General features: G+C 59.7%; 17 protein-coding genes. 5 read left to right on the forward strand and 12 right to left on the reverse strand.

Annotated elements, in window-relative coordinates; translation table 11 throughout:
• Positions 1 to 28: 28 nt before the first annotated feature.
• The 4 genes from C1M51_RS03115 to C1M51_RS03130 all read right to left on the reverse strand — a co-directional run bounded on the left by C1M51_RS03115 (position 29) and on the right by C1M51_RS03130 (position 3,342).
• Entirely contained in the window at positions 29 to 679 is a 651-nt protein-coding gene (locus C1M51_RS03115) for a DUF502 domain-containing protein (RefSeq protein WP_129448183.1), read from the reverse strand.
• Positions 680 to 722: 43 nt separating this feature from the next.
• Entirely contained in the window at positions 723 to 1,109 is a 387-nt protein-coding gene (locus C1M51_RS03120) for an FmdB family zinc ribbon protein (protein ID WP_129448184.1), read from the reverse strand.
• 95 nt (positions 1,110 to 1,204) lie between these two features.
• Positions 1,205 to 2,782, reverse strand: coding sequence for a ubiquinone biosynthesis regulatory protein kinase UbiB (gene ubiB, locus C1M51_RS03125; protein WP_129448185.1), 1,578 nt, complete (start codon positions 2,780 to 2,782; stop codon positions 1,205 to 1,207).
• Positions 2,779 to 3,342, reverse strand: a complete 564-nt coding sequence (locus C1M51_RS03130; protein WP_129448186.1) for a hypothetical protein — start codon at positions 3,340 to 3,342, stop codon at positions 2,779 to 2,781. Before C1M51_RS03130 ends, ubiB begins: the two co-directional genes overlap by 4 nt.
• Before the next feature lie 221 nt (positions 3,343 to 3,563).
• Here C1M51_RS03130 and C1M51_RS03135 point away from each other — a divergent pair, with 221 nt between their 5' ends.
• The 3 genes from C1M51_RS03135 (at position 3,564) to C1M51_RS03145 (ending at position 7,632) form a co-directional block, all read left to right on the forward strand.
• Positions 3,564 to 4,958, forward strand: coding sequence for an undecaprenyl-phosphate glucose phosphotransferase (locus C1M51_RS03135; protein WP_129448187.1), 1,395 nt, complete (start codon positions 3,564 to 3,566; stop codon positions 4,956 to 4,958).
• Positions 4,959 to 4,994: 36 nt separating this feature from the next.
• On the forward strand, positions 4,995 to 6,245 hold the full coding sequence (locus tag C1M51_RS03140; protein ID WP_129448188.1) for a hypothetical protein: 1,251 nt from the start codon (positions 4,995 to 4,997) through the stop codon (positions 6,243 to 6,245).
• 106 nt (positions 6,246 to 6,351) lie between these two features.
• Positions 6,352 to 7,632, forward strand: coding sequence for a nucleotide sugar dehydrogenase (locus tag C1M51_RS03145; RefSeq protein ID WP_129448189.1), 1,281 nt, complete (start codon positions 6,352 to 6,354; stop codon positions 7,630 to 7,632).
• Between the two features lie 231 nt (positions 7,633 to 7,863).
• Here C1M51_RS03145 and C1M51_RS03150 read toward each other — a convergent pair whose 3' ends face one another.
• Positions 7,864 to 8,865, reverse strand: coding sequence for a hypothetical protein (locus C1M51_RS03150; protein ID WP_129448190.1), 1,002 nt, complete (start codon positions 8,863 to 8,865; stop codon positions 7,864 to 7,866).
• Between the two features lie 54 nt (positions 8,866 to 8,919).
• On the opposite strand from C1M51_RS03150, the gene C1M51_RS03155 reads away from it, so the two are divergent.
• Positions 8,920 to 9,387, forward strand: coding sequence for a hypothetical protein (locus C1M51_RS03155; protein WP_129448191.1), 468 nt, complete (start codon positions 8,920 to 8,922; stop codon positions 9,385 to 9,387).
• Between the two features lie 116 nt (positions 9,388 to 9,503).
• Here the strand turns inward: C1M51_RS03155 and C1M51_RS03160 are convergent, their stop codons facing one another.
• The 6 genes from C1M51_RS03160 to C1M51_RS03185 form a co-directional block, all read right to left on the reverse strand.
• Positions 9,504 to 10,322 carry a GNAT family N-acetyltransferase gene (locus C1M51_RS03160; protein ID WP_165349638.1) on the reverse strand — a complete coding sequence of 273 codons (819 nt, stop codon included), beginning with the start codon at positions 10,320 to 10,322 and terminating at the stop codon, positions 9,504 to 9,506.
• 95 nt (positions 10,323 to 10,417) lie between these two features.
• Positions 10,418 to 11,290 carry a hypothetical protein gene (locus tag C1M51_RS03165; RefSeq protein WP_129448193.1) on the reverse strand — a complete coding sequence of 291 codons (873 nt, stop codon included), beginning with the start codon at positions 11,288 to 11,290 and terminating at the stop codon, positions 10,418 to 10,420.
• 20 nt (positions 11,291 to 11,310) lie between these two features.
• Positions 11,311 to 12,405, reverse strand: coding sequence for a Gfo/Idh/MocA family protein (locus C1M51_RS03170; RefSeq protein WP_129448194.1), 1,095 nt, complete (start codon positions 12,403 to 12,405; stop codon positions 11,311 to 11,313).
• 44 nt (positions 12,406 to 12,449) lie between these two features.
• Entirely contained in the window at positions 12,450 to 13,502 is a 1,053-nt protein-coding gene (locus C1M51_RS03175; RefSeq protein ID WP_165349639.1) for a glycosyltransferase family 4 protein, read from the reverse strand.
• A 33-nt stretch (positions 13,503 to 13,535) separates the two neighbouring features.
• Entirely contained in the window at positions 13,536 to 14,024 is a 489-nt protein-coding gene (locus C1M51_RS03180; protein ID WP_165349640.1) for a glycosyltransferase, read from the reverse strand.
• The gene (locus C1M51_RS03185; protein WP_207207791.1) at positions 14,021 to 14,473 is read right to left on the reverse strand and encodes a glycosyl transferase; all 453 of its coding nucleotides are present in this window, start codon (positions 14,471 to 14,473) and stop codon (positions 14,021 to 14,023) included. The genes C1M51_RS03180 and C1M51_RS03185 overlap by 4 nt, the downstream gene beginning before the upstream one ends.
• Positions 14,474 to 14,769: 296 nt before the next feature.
• Between C1M51_RS03185 and C1M51_RS03190 the strand changes: the two genes are divergently transcribed.
• The gene (locus C1M51_RS03190) at positions 14,770 to 15,546 is read left to right on the forward strand and encodes a carbohydrate deacetylase (protein WP_129448198.1); all 777 of its coding nucleotides are present in this window, start codon (positions 14,770 to 14,772) and stop codon (positions 15,544 to 15,546) included.
• Between the two features lie 43 nt (positions 15,547 to 15,589).
• Here C1M51_RS03190 and C1M51_RS03195 read toward each other — a convergent pair whose 3' ends face one another.
• Positions 15,590 to 16,189 (reverse strand): SCO family protein, encoded by a 600-nt coding sequence (locus C1M51_RS03195; protein ID WP_129448199.1) that lies wholly within the window; start codon positions 16,187 to 16,189, stop codon positions 15,590 to 15,592.
• Between the last annotated feature and the right edge of the window lie 196 nt (positions 16,190 to 16,385).

Raw genomic sequence — 16,385 nt, forward strand, 5'->3', positions numbered from 1 at the left:
CCTCAGGGTTGAACGCGGGCCGCGGCGTTCAACCCGCCAGATTTCGCACCGGCCGCGCCGGAAGGTGCGTCGGTGGCGCCACGACGCCCATCGAGATGATGTACTTCAGCGCCTCGTCGACGCTCATCGCGAGCGCGACGACATCGGCGCGCGGCACCATGAGGAAGAAGCCCGAGGTCGGGTTGGGCGTGGTGGGGACATAGAGGCTGAGATAGTCGCCGCTCAGGTGCTCGCCCGCCTCGCCGCCCGGCCGGCCGGTGACGAAGGCGATGGTCCACGAGCCCTGGCGCGGGTACTGCACCAGCACCGCCTCACGGAAGGCGTTGCCGCTGCTGGAGAACAGCGTGTCCGAGACCTGCTTCACAGAGCTGTAGATCGACTTGACGATCGGGATCTGCTGGAGCACGCGGCTACCCTGGCGAAGCCACCACTGGCCGACGATATTGGTCGCGAACATGCCGGTCAGCAGCAGGCCGACCAACATGACGATCACGCCGAGGCCGGGGATCTGCTTGAGCATCTCCAGCGGGGAATGCGCGGCCGCCGGCAGCAGTGCCTGCGACGCGCTGAGCAGCCAGGCGAACACGCCGTCAAGCAGGCCGAGCACCGCATGCAGGACCCAGATGGTGATGGCCAGCGGCAGCCAGACCAGCAGGCCGGCGATCAGGTACTTTTTCAATCAGGGCTTTCGGACGGGGCGGAACGCAGCGTGCCGGGACGGTTCAGTGGCAGGCGCACGACGAGCCGCAGCCGCCCGCGGCCGCCGATGTCGCGGCGGTCGGGGTGGCGCCGCCACCCGCATCGCCGCCCGAACTGTTGCCACCGGCGCCTCCACCGCCGCTGTCGGCGGCCGGTGCAGCAGCTGGCGTGGCGGTGGCGATACCATCCGTCTTGGGCGCCTTGGCCGTCGCAGCCGCGGGCTGGGCGCCATTGCGGAAGTCGGTGACGTACCACCCCGAGCCCTTGAGCTGGAACCCGGCGGCGGTGAGCTGCTTCTTGAACGCGCTGGCACCACAGGACGGACAGACCGTGAGCAACGGATCGGAGATCTTCTGAAGCACGTCCTGCGCATGGCCGCAGGACTCGCAGCGATAGGCGTAGATCGGCATGACCAAACCCTTGATTCGAAAACTGCAATTGTAAGGGCGCGGCCTCGCGCGGCGCCGGCTCCAGGGAGCACGCGCACCTCAAGCGCTGCACCGCATCAACCGGGCCAGCGCTGCCAGATCTGCACCACCAACAGGCCCAGCAGGAAGCCGACGCCGGTGCAGAGCACCGCTTGCAGCAGACGGTTGGTGCGCCGCTGCTCGGCCAGAAGCGCGGCGAGCAGGGCGTCGGACGGGCCGTCGCCGTGGGCCGCCGGGCGCGCCCTGGCCTGCGCCGCGAGCGCGTCGTGCAGGAGCCGCGGCAACTCGGGCAGCATCTTCGCGTAGCGCGGCGCTTCGTCCTTGAGACGCTCGACCAGGCCGCGCCAGCCGATCTGCTCGTGCATCCAACGCTCGAGGAAGGGCTTGGCGGTGCTCCACAGGTCGAGTTCGGGATCGAGCTGGCGCCCCAGACCCTCGACATTGAGCAAGGTCTTCTGGAGTAGCACCAGCTGCGGCTGGATCTCGACGTTGAAGCGCCGTGAGGTCTGGAACAGCCGCAACAGCACCTGGCCGAGCGAGATTTCCTTCAGCGGGCGGTCGAAATAGGGCTCACAGCAAGCGCGGATCGCGCCCTCGAGTTCGTCGATGCGGGTCCCGGCCGGCACCCAGCCCGACTCGAGGTGCAGCTCGGCCACCCGCTTGTAGTCTCGGCGGAAGAAGGCGATGAAGTTCTGCGCGAGGTAGTCCTTGTCGGACTCCGTGAGCGTGCCGATGATCCCGAAGTCGAGCGCGACATAGCGCCCGAAGGTCTGCGGCGCCACGCTGACCTGGATGTTGCCCGGGTGCATGTCGGCGTGGAAGAAGCCGTCACGGAAGACCTGCGTGAAGAAGATCGTCACGCCGTCGCGCGCGAGCTTCTGGAAATCGATGCCCGCCTCTCGCAGCCGCGCCACCTGGCTGATCGGCACGCCCGTCATGCGCTCCATGACCATCACGCCGGGCGTGCAGAGGTCCCAGATCATCTCGGGCACCAGCACGAGATCCAGTCCCTCCATGTTGCGGCGCAGCTGAGTGGCATTGGCGGCCTCGCGCACCAGGTCCAGCTCGTCGTGCAGGTACTTGTCGAACTCCGCCACCACCTCGCGCGGCTTCAGCCGCTTGCCGTCGGCCGAGTAACGGTCAGCCCAGCCGGCCAGGACGCGCAGCAGCGCCAGATCCGAATCGATGATCTGCAGCACGCCAGGGCGCAGGACCTTGACGGCCACTTCGCGGCCATTCTTCAGGACTGCGAAATGCACCTGCGCGATCGACGCGCTGGCGACCGGCTCGTGCTCGAAGCTGGCGAACAGTTGGTCCAGCGGTCGACCGAAAGCCGCCTCCACCAACGCCACCGCCTGTGCGGCGGGGAACGGTGGCACGTCGTCCTGGAGCTTGGCCAGTTCGTCGGCCACGTCGACCGGAAGCAGATCGCGCCGGGTCGACAGGACCTGACCGAACTTGACGAAGATGGGGCCGAGCCGCTCCAGGGCCATTCGCAGGCGCGCACCGCGCGGCGCATCGAGGCGCCGCCCCACGCCGACCAGCCGGGCCAGCCCACGCACCCAGCGCTGGCGGAAACTCGACAGCGCCAGTTCGTCGAGCCCGTACCGGAGGACGATGAAGACGATGTAGACCAGGCGTGCGAGATCCCTCATCGCGACAGCGATCCGTTCGCGCCGGCGGCGAGCGTGGCGGCCGCCTGGGCGGCGCCCCGCAACGCGGCGGCGACGCCCTGCCCCGCACGCACCAACCCCTCGGCAATCACGGGACCGAACAGCTGGGAGAGATCGGCTTGCACATCCCACCGCAGGTTCTCGACCACCCAGTGCAAGTCAGCGGCGAAGGCCGCATCACCTTGGATCGTCACGCTCGGCCGGCGCCCGCTCAACCAGTCCAGCGCGGCCTGGCCCGGGTTCGACGCCTCGAAGCTCATCTGCAGGTCATCGTTCGTTTCGAGGCCGCCCTCATCCGGTGCCCATTCCAGCAAGCCGGCGGGCGTCACGCGGAACCTCAGCACCGGCGATCGCGGCCACCAGGACGGCAAGGCATCGGCTCGCAAGGTCACGCACCGGCCAGCATGCCGGACCAGACGCTCAGCCGCCGCTGGCTCGGAAGCCAGAAGATGGTTGAGCCACAGCGTGAGCCGCTCGGCCAGGGCGGGCCCGAGCGCCGCCGTGGCGGCGCCGAACAACGGCGAGTCGAAAGCGTGAAGCATTTGCGAATTGTAGGCAAGCGCCCGCATCGCGCCCCCGGGTATAGGGGCCCGACGCCCTGGGGACTTGCGCGAGAATTCTCGCTGACGAGTGCGGGAGGCGCGACTCTCGTCGATCGCAATGGCTGTAGGTATTTATGACCCGCTGCCGCGTTCCGCCGGCCAGACGCGGGACGGCTGCAATCCACGGTAGTGCCTGATGCGAAAGCCCTGACCCCTTATCCATGTTCGACGACCGCAGCTACAAGAGAACGTTCTACAGCGCACCGCAGTCGGTGACCTCGCTCGTTGCGGCGTTCCTCGAGCCGACGGTGTCGGTGGTGACCTACGTGGCCGTCTGCCACTGGTTCGATGAACCCATCCTACGGGCTTCGCTGACCCTGTGCCTGCTGGTCTTCGTGCTCACCTTTCCGGGGCGCAACCGCTTCCGCGATCACCTGGTGGCCGCAGGGATCGACATCGCCTCGTCCTGGCTGGTGTTGCTGGCCATCCTGGCACTCTGCGGCTACGCGACGCGCAGTCTGCAGTTCTTCAACCGGGACGTGCTGGTCTCCTGGGCGCTGATCACGCCAGTGTTCCAATGGGGCGCTGTCTGGGCCGGAAAGCTGATCTTGCGTCGGCGCGCAGCACTCCCCGAGGCGCGCCGCACGGCGATTGTGATCGGCGCCAGCCCGCTGGGCGTCAAAGTGGCCAGGGCGTTGACCTCCGGAAGGAGCACTGGCATTGACTTTGTCGGCTACTTCGATGATCGAACCGATGAGCGCGTGCACGTCGACGGGATGGCCAAACGACTCGGCGGACTTGCGGACGTCGCAGCGTATGTATCACTGCATGGCATTCGCGAGGCCTACATCACCCTGCCGCTGGGATCGCAGCCGCGAATCGTCGAACTTCTCGAGTCGCTCCAAGGCACCACCGCATCGTTGTATTTCGTGCCGGACGTTTTCGGGATCAGCATCATTCAAGGCCGGTTCGAAGACGTCAACGGAGTGCCCGTCGTGGGCATTTGCGAAACCCCGTTCACAGGCACGAACGATCTCGTCAAACGCATCAGCGACGTTGTCGTGGCAACGCTCATCTTGATCCTGATCTCGCCGATCCTGGTGGCCATTGCGATCGGCGTGAAATTCAGCTCGCCCGGCCCCATCATCTTCCGTCAAAAGCGCAATGGGCTCGACGGCAACGAGATCACGGTCTACAAGTTTCGCTCCATGACCACTCAGGACAACGGAGCCGTGGTCAAGCAAGCGACGAAGCACGACGCGCGCATCACCAAGTTTGGTGCGTTCATCCGCCGTACGTCCTTGGACGAGCTTCCGCAGTTCTTCAATGTGCTGCAGGGCCGCATGAGCATCGTCGGGCCGCGGCCGCACGCCGTAGCACACAATCAGATGTACCGCGAACTGATCAAGGCCTACATGGTTCGACACAAGGTCAAACCGGGGATCACCGGCTGGGCGCAAGTCAACGGCTTCCGTGGCGAAACGGACACGATCGAGAAAATGCAGGCTCGCGTGGAATACGATCTTGAGTACTTGCGCAACTGGTCGCTCGCGCTCGATCTTCAGATCATCATTCGCACGGTTCGAACCATGTTCTTCGATCGCAATGCCTACTGATGCGGCCGCGGTCCGGAGACTCACAAGGGATTCACGATGAATTTTCACCACAAGCTCAATCTTGCCTTGCTCGGGGTCGTCTGCACTGGAAGTTCGGTCGCCCAGGTGGAGCTCCAGCCTTCGTCGAGTCCGTACTACATCGGTGGATCCCAGGCCTTCACACGCGAAGACAACATCTTCCGCACGCCGGATGGTCAGCCGGAAATCAGCGACACCTACTCCACGACATCGCTCCTGACCGGCGTGAACCAGCCGATCGGGCGCCAGCGCTTGTTCGCGAACGCGGCCCTCAGCAGGAACCTCTTTCGCGACAACTCCCAACTCAACAACACCGCATACGATCTAGACGCTGGCGTGGATTGGGCCACGATCGAAAAGCTCTCTGGCACGCTCAGCTATGCGACCCGGCGCAACCTCGCTCGCTATGGCGTGGATGACGGCCCGACACTGACCACCGAACGGAATGAGGAACGCAGCCAGCAGCTGCTGGCTCGCGTCCAGTACGGCATGGCGTCGCTGCTCTCCCTGGAGGGCACCGCCATCCACCGCAAACTCGACTATTCGGCGGCCAGCTACGCGTTCAAGGAACTGAGACAGAACTCGCTCGGTTTGCGCGTGCTGTATCGCCCCAGCGGCCTGCTCACGCTAGGGGCCGGCGTTCGGGGCACCGATGGCCGCTACCCCTCCGCGATCCAGTCGGCTCCAGGCGTCTTCGAGGAAGATGCCTTCGATCGCCGGGATTTCGACCTGTCGGCGGTTTGGGCGGCAACCGGGTTGAGCCGCCTGACGGCGCGCCTGAGCTACAGCCGGGAGGACCATGACCGCTTGCAGTCGCGTGACTTCTCCGGCGTGACCGGAGCGCTGAGCTGGGCCTATGCGGCCACCGGCAAGCTCAATTTCATCACCGACCTGATCCGTGATACAGGTTCAGAGAACAGTTTCAACAGTTTTTCGAGCGGCGCCAGCACCTCGGGCAACACCAATCGCGTCTCAAACGCGGTGCGCTTGAGGGCTACCTATGACGCGACAGCCAAGATCCGATTCGGAACCGACCTCAAGTACCAGAAACGCGATCTCGTCAATACCTTCGCGCTGACCGGTGGCACCTCGACGCAAACCGGCAACGACAAGACCACCGAGTTGGGCCTGACGGGGCGCTACAAGCCGACCCGCAATGCGGAGATCGAGTGCGGCGTCGGGCGCGAGAAGCGGACGACGTCCTCGCCGATTTCCTACGCCTACTCGGCCGGCAAGGCCAGTTGCCAGGCACAACTGATATTCCAATAGCCATCGCACTCGCGAGGCTCTGGTGCAGGTATCGCACTCGATGGCCGGAAGCATCTGATGCCCCGGCGCGACAAGTATTCATCATCCCTAGCAAGAGGTACGTATCGTGTCAGTCGTTGCAGTCATAGGCCTGGGTTACGTGGGACTTCCCCTGGTGGTGGAATTTGGCAAGAGCATGCCTGTGATCGGTTTCGACATCGTTGAAGCCAAGGTCGCCAAATGCCAGGCCGGGACGGACCCCTCGCGGGAGATTCCCGATGAGGAGATGCAGGCGGCCACTCATGCAACGTACACCAGCGATGCCGCGCAACTGAGTGCTGCCGACTATCTCATCGTCGCCGTGCCGACGCCAGTGGACGATGCCCACATCCCCGATTTCCGACCCTTGATCGGAGCCAGCAAGGCCATCGGTGCCCACCTCAAGAAGGGGGCCGTTGTCATCTACGAATCGACGGTGTATCCCGGAGCCACCGAAGAGATCTGCATCCCCGAGCTCGAGAAGGCGTCGGGCTTGAAGTGGAAGCGCGACTTCTACGTCGGCTACAGCCCAGAGCGGATCAATCCGGGAGACCGCGAGCACATGCTCACGAACGTGGTGAAGGTGGTCGCCGGCGATACCCCGGAAACCCTGGAACGCGTGGCGAGCCTTTACGAACGCATCGTGAAGCCTGGAGTGCACCGCTGCACCAGCATCAAGGCGGCCGAGGCCTGCAAGGTGATCGAGAACACACAGCGTGACCTCAACATCGCGCTGATGAACGAACTCGCGATCATCTTCGACAAGATTTCGATCGACACCGCGGAGGTTCTCGAGGCAGCGGGCACGAAGTGGAACTTCCTGCGCTTCAAGCCCGGTTTGGTCGGTGGCCACTGCATCGGCGTGGATCCGTACTACCTGACCCACAAGGCCGAAATGCTGGGCTACCACCCGCAGGTCATCCTGGCGGGGCGGCGCATCAACGACGGCATGGGCAAGTACATCGCCGAGCAGACCGTCAAGCAGATGATCGGCGGCGGCAGCTACGTGAAGGGCGCCAAGGTCAACGTCCTCGGCCTCACCTTCAAGGAGAACTGTCCTGACCTGCGCAACAGCAAGGTCATCGACATCATCCAGGAGCTCAAGAGTTACGGCATTGAAGTGTTCGTGCACGACCCGGAGGCCGACGCAGAAGAGGCCATGCACGAATACGGCGTCAAGCTGCTGCCCTGGGACGAACTGCCCCGCGCCGATGCCATCGTCGCTGCGGTCGCGCACAACGAGTACAAGTCGCTGACAGCCAGCGACTTCACCCGCAAGGTCGTCAAGGGCGGCAATTTCATCGACGTGAAGGCCAATTTCGACGAGAAGGATTTGCAGGCGAACGGCATCAAGGTCTGGCGCCTGTAAACCCATTCTGGGGCGATGCGCATTGCCGCGTCGTCCCTCGGCGCAACGGCGCGATCGCTACTGACGCCCCGACTCTCCCGAGTCCTGTGGCCTGGTGGCCATCTTAAGGATGGCGGCCCCGTCCGTCGTGTCTCTATCGGCAACCTGCGCGGTACGCCACCAGCCATCGCGCTAAGCGCTCTCCCATCAGCCACGCGTGACAACGGAGAGTTGTGGCTCGACTGCGGGACACTATCTCGCCTGGATTTCCACGGCGTCATGCCGTTGAAACTCGAACGTGGCACCGACTGGCGATCGAAACAGATCGGATCGGAATCGCCAGGCATTCCAGTCGATTGCGAGATCCCCGCCCACTCTCGAGTAGGTATGGACGCAATTGGTGCGACCACCTCCGCCGAGCGTTGCCAACAAGCGCTCATTGATTCCTTGCGTCGAAATGGATTCGACCGCCAGCAGGTGTACGGCCCGGCCATAACGACCGCGGCAATCCTGCACCGGACGAATCCACTCTCCCTGCCATTGAAACCAGGGTCCGGCAGGTCGACTCGTGGCCGCATCGACCCGCAGCGGATTCAGCGACACGGGTTGCCAACCGTGCGTCAACGACGACGAGTGGTAAACATGCAGGCTGTCGTAGAGCCGCATGTCGTAGGGTGATTCATCGCAACTATTGCCACTGATCGACCCGACGCCACTCGCCGTCAACCACCATCCTGCATTGTTTCGATGCAAAGTCGCATCCGCCAGCCGGACCTGCTGCAACAGGTCGGCCACCGGCTCCCATTCGAATGGAAATTTCTTGGCGCGGTAAAGCACCAAATCGCCACGCGCTCCGCTTTCAGGCAGCATCAACCATTGACCATCGCACTTGAATACCTGCGGATATGACAGATGGCTTGCATCCTCAAGCACCACCACCGGCTCGCTACAACGACCTGACTGATCGATCGAGACGCAAACGATTCGCCCTTTCGGTGATTTTATCGAATCCTCTTCGAAAAATACCCAAAGCAAGTTACCGTCGCGCGCCACAAAAGGGTCTGCCCAGATTTTATCGATCGGCGGAACAAAATCTATGAACTGATTTCCCGCCGTCGGCCAGAGTTGATCCGGAATCAGATTCTGGTAAACGCGAAACGCCCACTGATCATGCGCGGTCAACCGATGCACCATGTGGCGGAAGGCACGACCCAGGTTGCCCCCACGTGCGGCAAGCGGCGGCACGTCGGGCACGAGGCACGAGACCGTCGGGGAGGCTTCAGACGTTGGCTCCAGGCGACGGACGACATGAGCCACGAGATCCGTCAATCTGGCTGCCGCAGCATCCATGGAGCGCGCGACGGAGTGGTCTTTGAGCGCACAGCGCCAAGTCAATCGGTTGGTTCGGCCGCGGTAGCGCCAAATGGCCTCCAACTCGATGCTGCCGGATCCGCACTGCAAGGCCCGTTCGACAGCGACAGCCAGGTGACACGCGGGCCCGCCATCGGCGCGCAATTCGATCGAGCCTTCCTGCTGGAAATGCTGTGCATCCGTCAGGACGACGCAGACCAGGGCATTCCGCGGATCATCCGCAATATGGCCTACGTCTCGGGCGTACCCCGCTCGCTGCAACGAACAGGCCCCGGCACTCCGGGCAGAGTCCAGAAGGCCGGCAAGGCCCAATGGGAAAAGCGGCTCAGCATTTCCTTCGACAGGAATTCCGACGATTACTCCATCGACGGCAAAAGCTTCACGCAACACCTCGGCAATAGCTAAAACCCAATGTGGGTAATCGCCGCGGCGTGTCATCAGCCTCCATGAACGCATCGGCCGTGATTCAATCACGACGAACAGCCATCAGTCGACGCACGGTTACGCATACTTCGCGAACGTCAAAACGAAGGCGTTGCGACATTTCGACCGTCACTTATTGACAAAACAAGCAGAACACTCGCGTGGAACAAGCGCTGCCATCCTGCCTTGTATTCCTTTGGGAATTTAGAGATCAGAAACTTGAGAAATCTAATCAGTTTGGCTCGCAGTGTTTTGTCGTCGATAATATTATACTCAACAACCTTGCGCCCACCAAACTCTTCCTTGAATCGATTGACCAAAAGCAAGGCCTTGTCTTCGACCCCTGAATACCAGCCGCAGAAGTCGTATGTATAGCAACCCTGCCTCCTCACCCACTGCATCTCGCGCCAATGCAGCAAACGATTCGATTGCCCGATGATCTTCCGGAGCGATGGGTCGGTGCCTCGCAGACTTGCAGAATACAGAACTAAAAATCTACTGGCCGTCCGCAAGCTGGCATGCCAGATCAGGGTTTCCTGATCTCGGATAACGCGACTGAGAACAAGACGCCCGGACTCATGCAGTGCTTCGAGTCGAGGCGTCCATATCGGCCAGATCGACTTGCTGCGTGAAAAATCATCATAAAAAACCAAGAACGCGGCAAGCTGCTCTGGCGTGGCTCTCTCGATGATTTCGATCGTCGTACTCTTGTCAGCCTCGGCCGCCCGAATCTGAGAGCGGGTGTTGCGATCGAACGACGCGAGGAGCACTTCCGGCTCGGGTGCCAGATCGATCAGCAAGGTGTGAAATGCCTCGCTGCGCTTGCCAGGTACGGGAAATTCCGCTTGGTTCCTGAAAACCACATCAAACGGTCCCGCCTGCTCTGGTTCATCGAACCAGAGCTCCTGACAACGCATCTTTTCTCGCGACCTAAAACAGATCATGCGATGAAACCATTGATCGCCCCGACCGCATCTTTGCCCGGATCAAGATGGACACGACATCAGATGCGTCAGCCGGCATGACTGACGGACAATTCATCGATCAGCGCCTTGGTTTGCTTGATGTTCGCCCGACTGGAAGCACCGAACACGATCGATTCAATGTTTCGCTGTTCGCACACGTATGACAAGGCCGCCCTGGGGGAAATCGCCCCGGAAGCGAAGACAGACATCGCGACCGGCCTGAATTTACGAGTTTGGATGATATCCTCGTAAACCTTCACACCGCCACACATTCTGAAACCTATCTTGTTGATGTTGGAGCAAACAATAGGATTTTCGATACCTTGCTCTTCGAGTACGTCGAGCATTTTTGGAAGATTCATCGTGATGAATCCTGGTTCGGCATTGTATTTTTCTCGCACATGATCCGCAAAGAACCGGAACATCTCGTTCATACCCAAACCCATCAGCAAATCAGCGATCACGTTCTGAATGAAGATGACAGGGGTCGTCAACCCATGGAACATCTTCATTTCCGCGTCGATCAACAACTTCAGGATCGCTTGGGCATCCTTGCCTGCCAATGCCACGCCACCCTTCAGCATGGCGCCGAGCGCACCATCGGTCGGCAAGAACATCCTCAGAGCGTCCACCATCCCATGCTCGGTCACCGCATTGGCATATTTATGAGCATACGGCATGCAAGGATAGAAAATATAATCAGGATATTTTTGCTTATTATCTCTGAAATAATCACAAATCTTTGCGACACGATCGTGCGTCGTGCACATGAAGGTTCTGACACCTTCCTGGTAGGCGGTATCAAGAACATCGATCACAGCCTGAAGATCTTGAAAACGCATTGATTGAGCGCGCGCCTTCTCCTCAGACATATGGTTGACGCCGAAGAATTGATTGTCGCCGAATAAAACCCTGTCCATGCGATGATTCATATTATATCTCAGCTAAACAGTTTACCGATCAGACCCTTGCGATCGCCTCGCGCCGCCGCGCGTGGAGTGACTTCCCCAGTCTTTTCCGCCGTTTCCTTCTCCGACAAGATCATTTCGACAATCTGATCGGTTTCGAGCGCGGACCGGAAACTGTTCTGCCCATCTCTGCGTCCTTGCTTGATGCTTTGCACGAAATAATCTATCTGCGCGGAGTACTCCTCGCCTCGCAGGTAATACCATACTTCTTCGGTGAGATCGGTCGTGTAGCGAACGGTCCAGCCCTCACCAACGCCAGGCAAGGAATCTTGCGGTTGCCGTAGATAGATCTGACATTCTTGTCGATCCGCGGTAATGCGGCCATTGGTCCCCCAAACGGAGATCTTGGTCGACATTTTCCGGTAGCTTTCGTCGCTCCAATTGACCGCCAGTTGGCCACTTGCGCCATCGGCGAACGCAAATGAACAATAGACCTCGTCCTCGACGTCGTGCGAGAAGATCCTGTTGAGCACGCTGCCGTGAACCGACGCAGGCGCCTCGAACACAAAGTTGACCAAGTCGATCGCGTGGCAGGCGTAATCGTAGAGCGCCCCGCCGCCCTGATTCTTCGCCGAGCGCCATGTCATTCCCTTCTGGCGCAGCACGACCGGCCCATAGGCTTCGGCTCGGACATGATGAATCTTGCCGAGCGCCCCCGACTTCACGATGCGTGCAGCTTCCTTGAAGGCACCGACGAATCGATAGTGATAGCCAACTTGAGTCACTAGACTCTTCTGATCAGCCAGTTCCACAAGCTTCTGACCATCGTTCGAGTCCAGCACGAAAGGCTTCTCGCAAAACACGTGCAAACCACGCTCGAGCGCCTTTCCCACCATGCCGGCATGGAGCGTGGACGGCGTGGCAACGAGCAAGGCATCAAGATTCTCTTTCGCCAGCATTTCATCAAAGCTGGCATAGCATTTCAGATTCGAATACTTCGTCAGAATATCCGTCAAATAGGTCGTGGTATCGCATGCGGCAACCAGCTGAACTTCCGGATGCGCCCGCACAATCGCAAGATGAGACAGACCCATCTTCCCCAAGCCAACCATGGCAATCCTAATCACACAAACTCCTTTTGTTCCAATTCAATCCAAAATACATGATCATGCTATTTATTTAAAATGGCAGAATACAATTCATCAATGCTTCTCGAGACATAGACCGAAGAGAATCCTTGCTCAACGCGCTTCAAGGCCTTCTGACCCATCGACTGCCGGAGCGAGGCATCAGATACCAGCTGGACCAAGGCCAGCGTCAATGCCTTGACATCGCCTGGATTGATCAGGAAACCTTCTTCGCGGTCGCGCACCAGTTCCGGAATTCCACCGACCGTGGTGGAGATGATCGGCAACTTCCACGACATCGCTTCCAGGATGCTCATGGGCAGGCCTTCGTTATAGGACGGCAGCACGTAAATCGATGCACCACGCAGCAGCGCCCGCTTCTGATCGCCGACCACCCATCCGCAGAACTCGACGGCATCACCGATACCAAGCTCTCGGACCAAATCCTGAGCGCGTTCCATTTCACCTTTGCCGCCGATCTGGAGTCGCATCGATGGGCAATGGCGAAGCACTTCCGGCAACGCTCGTAGAAGATCGTAAATCCCCTTGCGTTCGCCGACTTCACCCAAGAACAGAATATTGATGAACTCGCTGCCGGCTGCATCGTAAGTGTGCTCCTTCGGCAGGGTCACGCCATTTGGAATCACGCGAACCTGTGCCGCGGGTTCGATCGAAAGAATGTAGTCTTTCCAACTTTCCGACAGAACGATGACAGCGTTCGCCTTGCGAAGCTGCCAACGAATCAAGCGGAGCGACCAGCGCGGCTGCCGGGCCACGAATTCCTTGGTACGGGAACCGTGGAGATGCAAGATCACCGGCACCCCACTCAAATGAGCCAGCGATGCGAATATTGATTTCCGCCAAAAGCTTCCATAGGCGGCAACATGACAATGCAATCCATCGACTTTTCGCTGAACGAGCAGACCGGCAAATCGGAATAATGCAGCACAGAAAACCTTGAAACGCACCCAATAGCCACCCTCGACGTGCGTATCGATCAGTGAGATACCCCACTTGTCGAATATTCCATCATCACGATAGCCTTCGACGACAGAACGCATGCCACCACGGGCGACGGTACAAAGCATCACGATCATGGCAGTACTCATGCTCTCGTCAGCGTCACGATGCTAGATCGCATGCACGAACTTCTTGACTTTTTCGATCATCTCGACCGATGCGTATTGCGAAGCAGCTTCGATTGCCTGATTTAGTTTTCCGTCGACAAAACTACCCAACAGTTCCTCCATCTGGCTTTCGTCTTCCGCGATCCACACACCAGGACGACCGCGCAACCACTCCATACCATGCAATTGGTGGTCTGAGGTCGCCTCACCCAGCTGCATTTTTCGTGGCAACAGAATGACAGGCTTCTGCGCTTGCATTGCCGAAATGATGGAGCCCATTCCGAGATGCGCCACCATCAGATCACAATTCCTGATGGCATTCGAAAATTCATCGGGCGGCAGCGTTCGAACCCATTTTGCATTCTTGGGATGATAGGTGCCGGCGCCGATCTGCATGCTGACAGCGCTGTAGTTCGCATGCCCGGCCCAGCGATCGACCGCACGAACGAGTCGATCGAATGGAAACATCGAACCAATCGTCACGAAAATCATAGAGTCCGCCCCCAGTATTCGATTTGATTTTCGTTGGCGATCTCCTCCCATTGACTGAGGCACCGCGTCGCGACCTTTTTCGCCTTGCGCCCCGAGGTCGACAGCTCCTTGCAATTGGCAATACTGTCGATCCACAGTGTGCGAGCACTGAACAAGCGTCCGAGGCTGATGCAGATCAGCGCCGGCCCGGAGCCTGTCGTCACGATCACATCTGGCCGTTCACGCAACAAGATCCAGAACATCCGAAGCACCACCACGAAGAACGCTAACTTGTTCTTTCGCGAGGCATCCTTGAAAGAATAGAAGCGATGTCCAGGAACCTCGGCGGAGGATGCTGCATGCACACTGGCATACACCACCTCACAGTCCTCGAACGCCGGCCGCAGTCGAAGCAACTGCACCCAATGGCCACCACCCGAAGCGATCGCTAGTACTTTTCTCTTTGTCACGCAATTATCCAAATGAAAACAAGCCCGATCAGGCAACATCGCGCCAGAATATAAAATCGATCTGAGATGCCGCCCGAATCAACATGCAGAAATCGCGCCAAGGTTATATTAAAGGCACGACCGCATTGCAGCAAACATCGTAGTGTAGATAGGCTGGAGCGCCGCGTTCGTACAGTCCATGACGAGTCGACAACGATTCGGTGATACCGCACGCATCTGCGAACATGTCTGCCTCGCGCATGGACGAGCACGTTCGTCAATCATGGCAAGAGCGCGCAATCGGGTAGCATCGTCACATGAAGATCACCATCACGGCCGACGACTATGGCTGGTCACCCGATAGTGTCGACGCGACCTCCGCATGCCTGCTGGACGGATCGATCAACAATGCTTCGTTGATGACAGGTGCTCCCGCATTTGAACAGGCACTCGCCTTCGCTAAAACTCACCCCCAATTCTGCTATGGCATTCATCTCACGCTCGCTGGACGCGGTCAACTAAAACCAGCAGCGTCACGCTCGAAAGTCGGAACGCTCCTGGATTCGGACGGCCGGTTGGGTTCATTGCAACGCTTTCGTGCGCTCGCCTTGCTTGGGCAGATCGATCCACAGCAGATCGAAGCAGAAATCAGCGCGCAAATCGCCTTGGCGCGAGACGCTGGCATCCTGATAGATTATGTAGATTCGCATCACCACGTTCATAAATTGCCGGTCGTGACGGAAGCGCTCAATCGAGTGCTACCCAAATTCGGCATCGACCGTGTCAGATGTGTGCAGAATTTCTACGTCAAGCCCGCCTACAGCAAACCAACATACTGGTTCGGTAAATTTCAAGATCGCAAACTGCGGGAGCGCTGGAAAACGACCGATTGGTTTTATATGCCAGCCACCCTCCTCGAAACCGACTGGCAGGAAGCTCTATTGCAGCGCCTGACTCCGAACACGATGGAGGTCGGCGCACACCCCGGAACCGCGGAGGATTGGCGCAAAACCGAGTTCGATGATATACGCACGTTTTCCCATCTGGCCCGTGCTGCGCGTCATGAGCTGGTGAGTTGGGTAGATGTAATTTAAATCTAACCAGCTTACAACACGCCGACCCTCGAAGCAGACTACTTCAAATTCGTGCCAATTGGCTCATGGTCTCGGCGACATACGAAATCGTCGGCAAATCAGGCGTTCGATATCTCAAGCGTGCCTGCCGATCGAACAGGTAGACCTGCCCCGTGTGCTCGTCGACGCCTTGATTGCGCCCACCCAAGAAACCGAACAAGGCGTCGACATCTTTCAGCTTAGGCGCCGCAGCGCTCCACAAGCGATGCGCCCCGAAACTCGCTTTCCACCGACGTAATACCGCCGGATCGTCGTTGAGCGGATCGATGGTCAATGACAGAAGCTGGGCATCACGGATTGCCTCGATCTTCTGCGCGACCCCTGCGAACAAAGCGCCCTGGATCGGGCAGATGGCACTGCACCCCGCAAACATCAGTTGAACCGCCGTTACTTTGCCCCGCAGGTGTTGCACCAGCGTGAAGGTCTTACCGTCGTCCCCGACCAGTGGGATGGCCAGTGCCAACTGGGGAGGATCGACCGGCCCGAACGGCGCGTGAGCCGGAGGTGGCGGCGGCGGCGCCGCCTCGCTGTCCAGGCCCAGACCCGTCGCGGCTGCGATCATGACGAAATGACGTCGATTCAATGGGATCTCCAGGCCACGCATTCACGGCCCCGGTTGCGTGACGTAAATCCACAGAGCCTCGCACTGAGGCCCGTCGATCCTGTAGCGCGGCATCGCGCGCTGAATGATGACCTTGGCGGGGTCGACGCCCGTTCTGAGCAGTTCGCAAAACGCGTCCAAGTCATAACGCGTCGGTGGCCCCCCACGACGAGCCGCCAGTCCTTTCAGCCCTTCCGGA

The sequence above is a fragment of the Methylibium sp. Pch-M genome, from assembly GCF_004136295.1.
GTDB classification, from domain to species: Bacteria; Pseudomonadota; Gammaproteobacteria; order Burkholderiales; family Burkholderiaceae_C; genus Methylibium; species Methylibium petroleiphilum.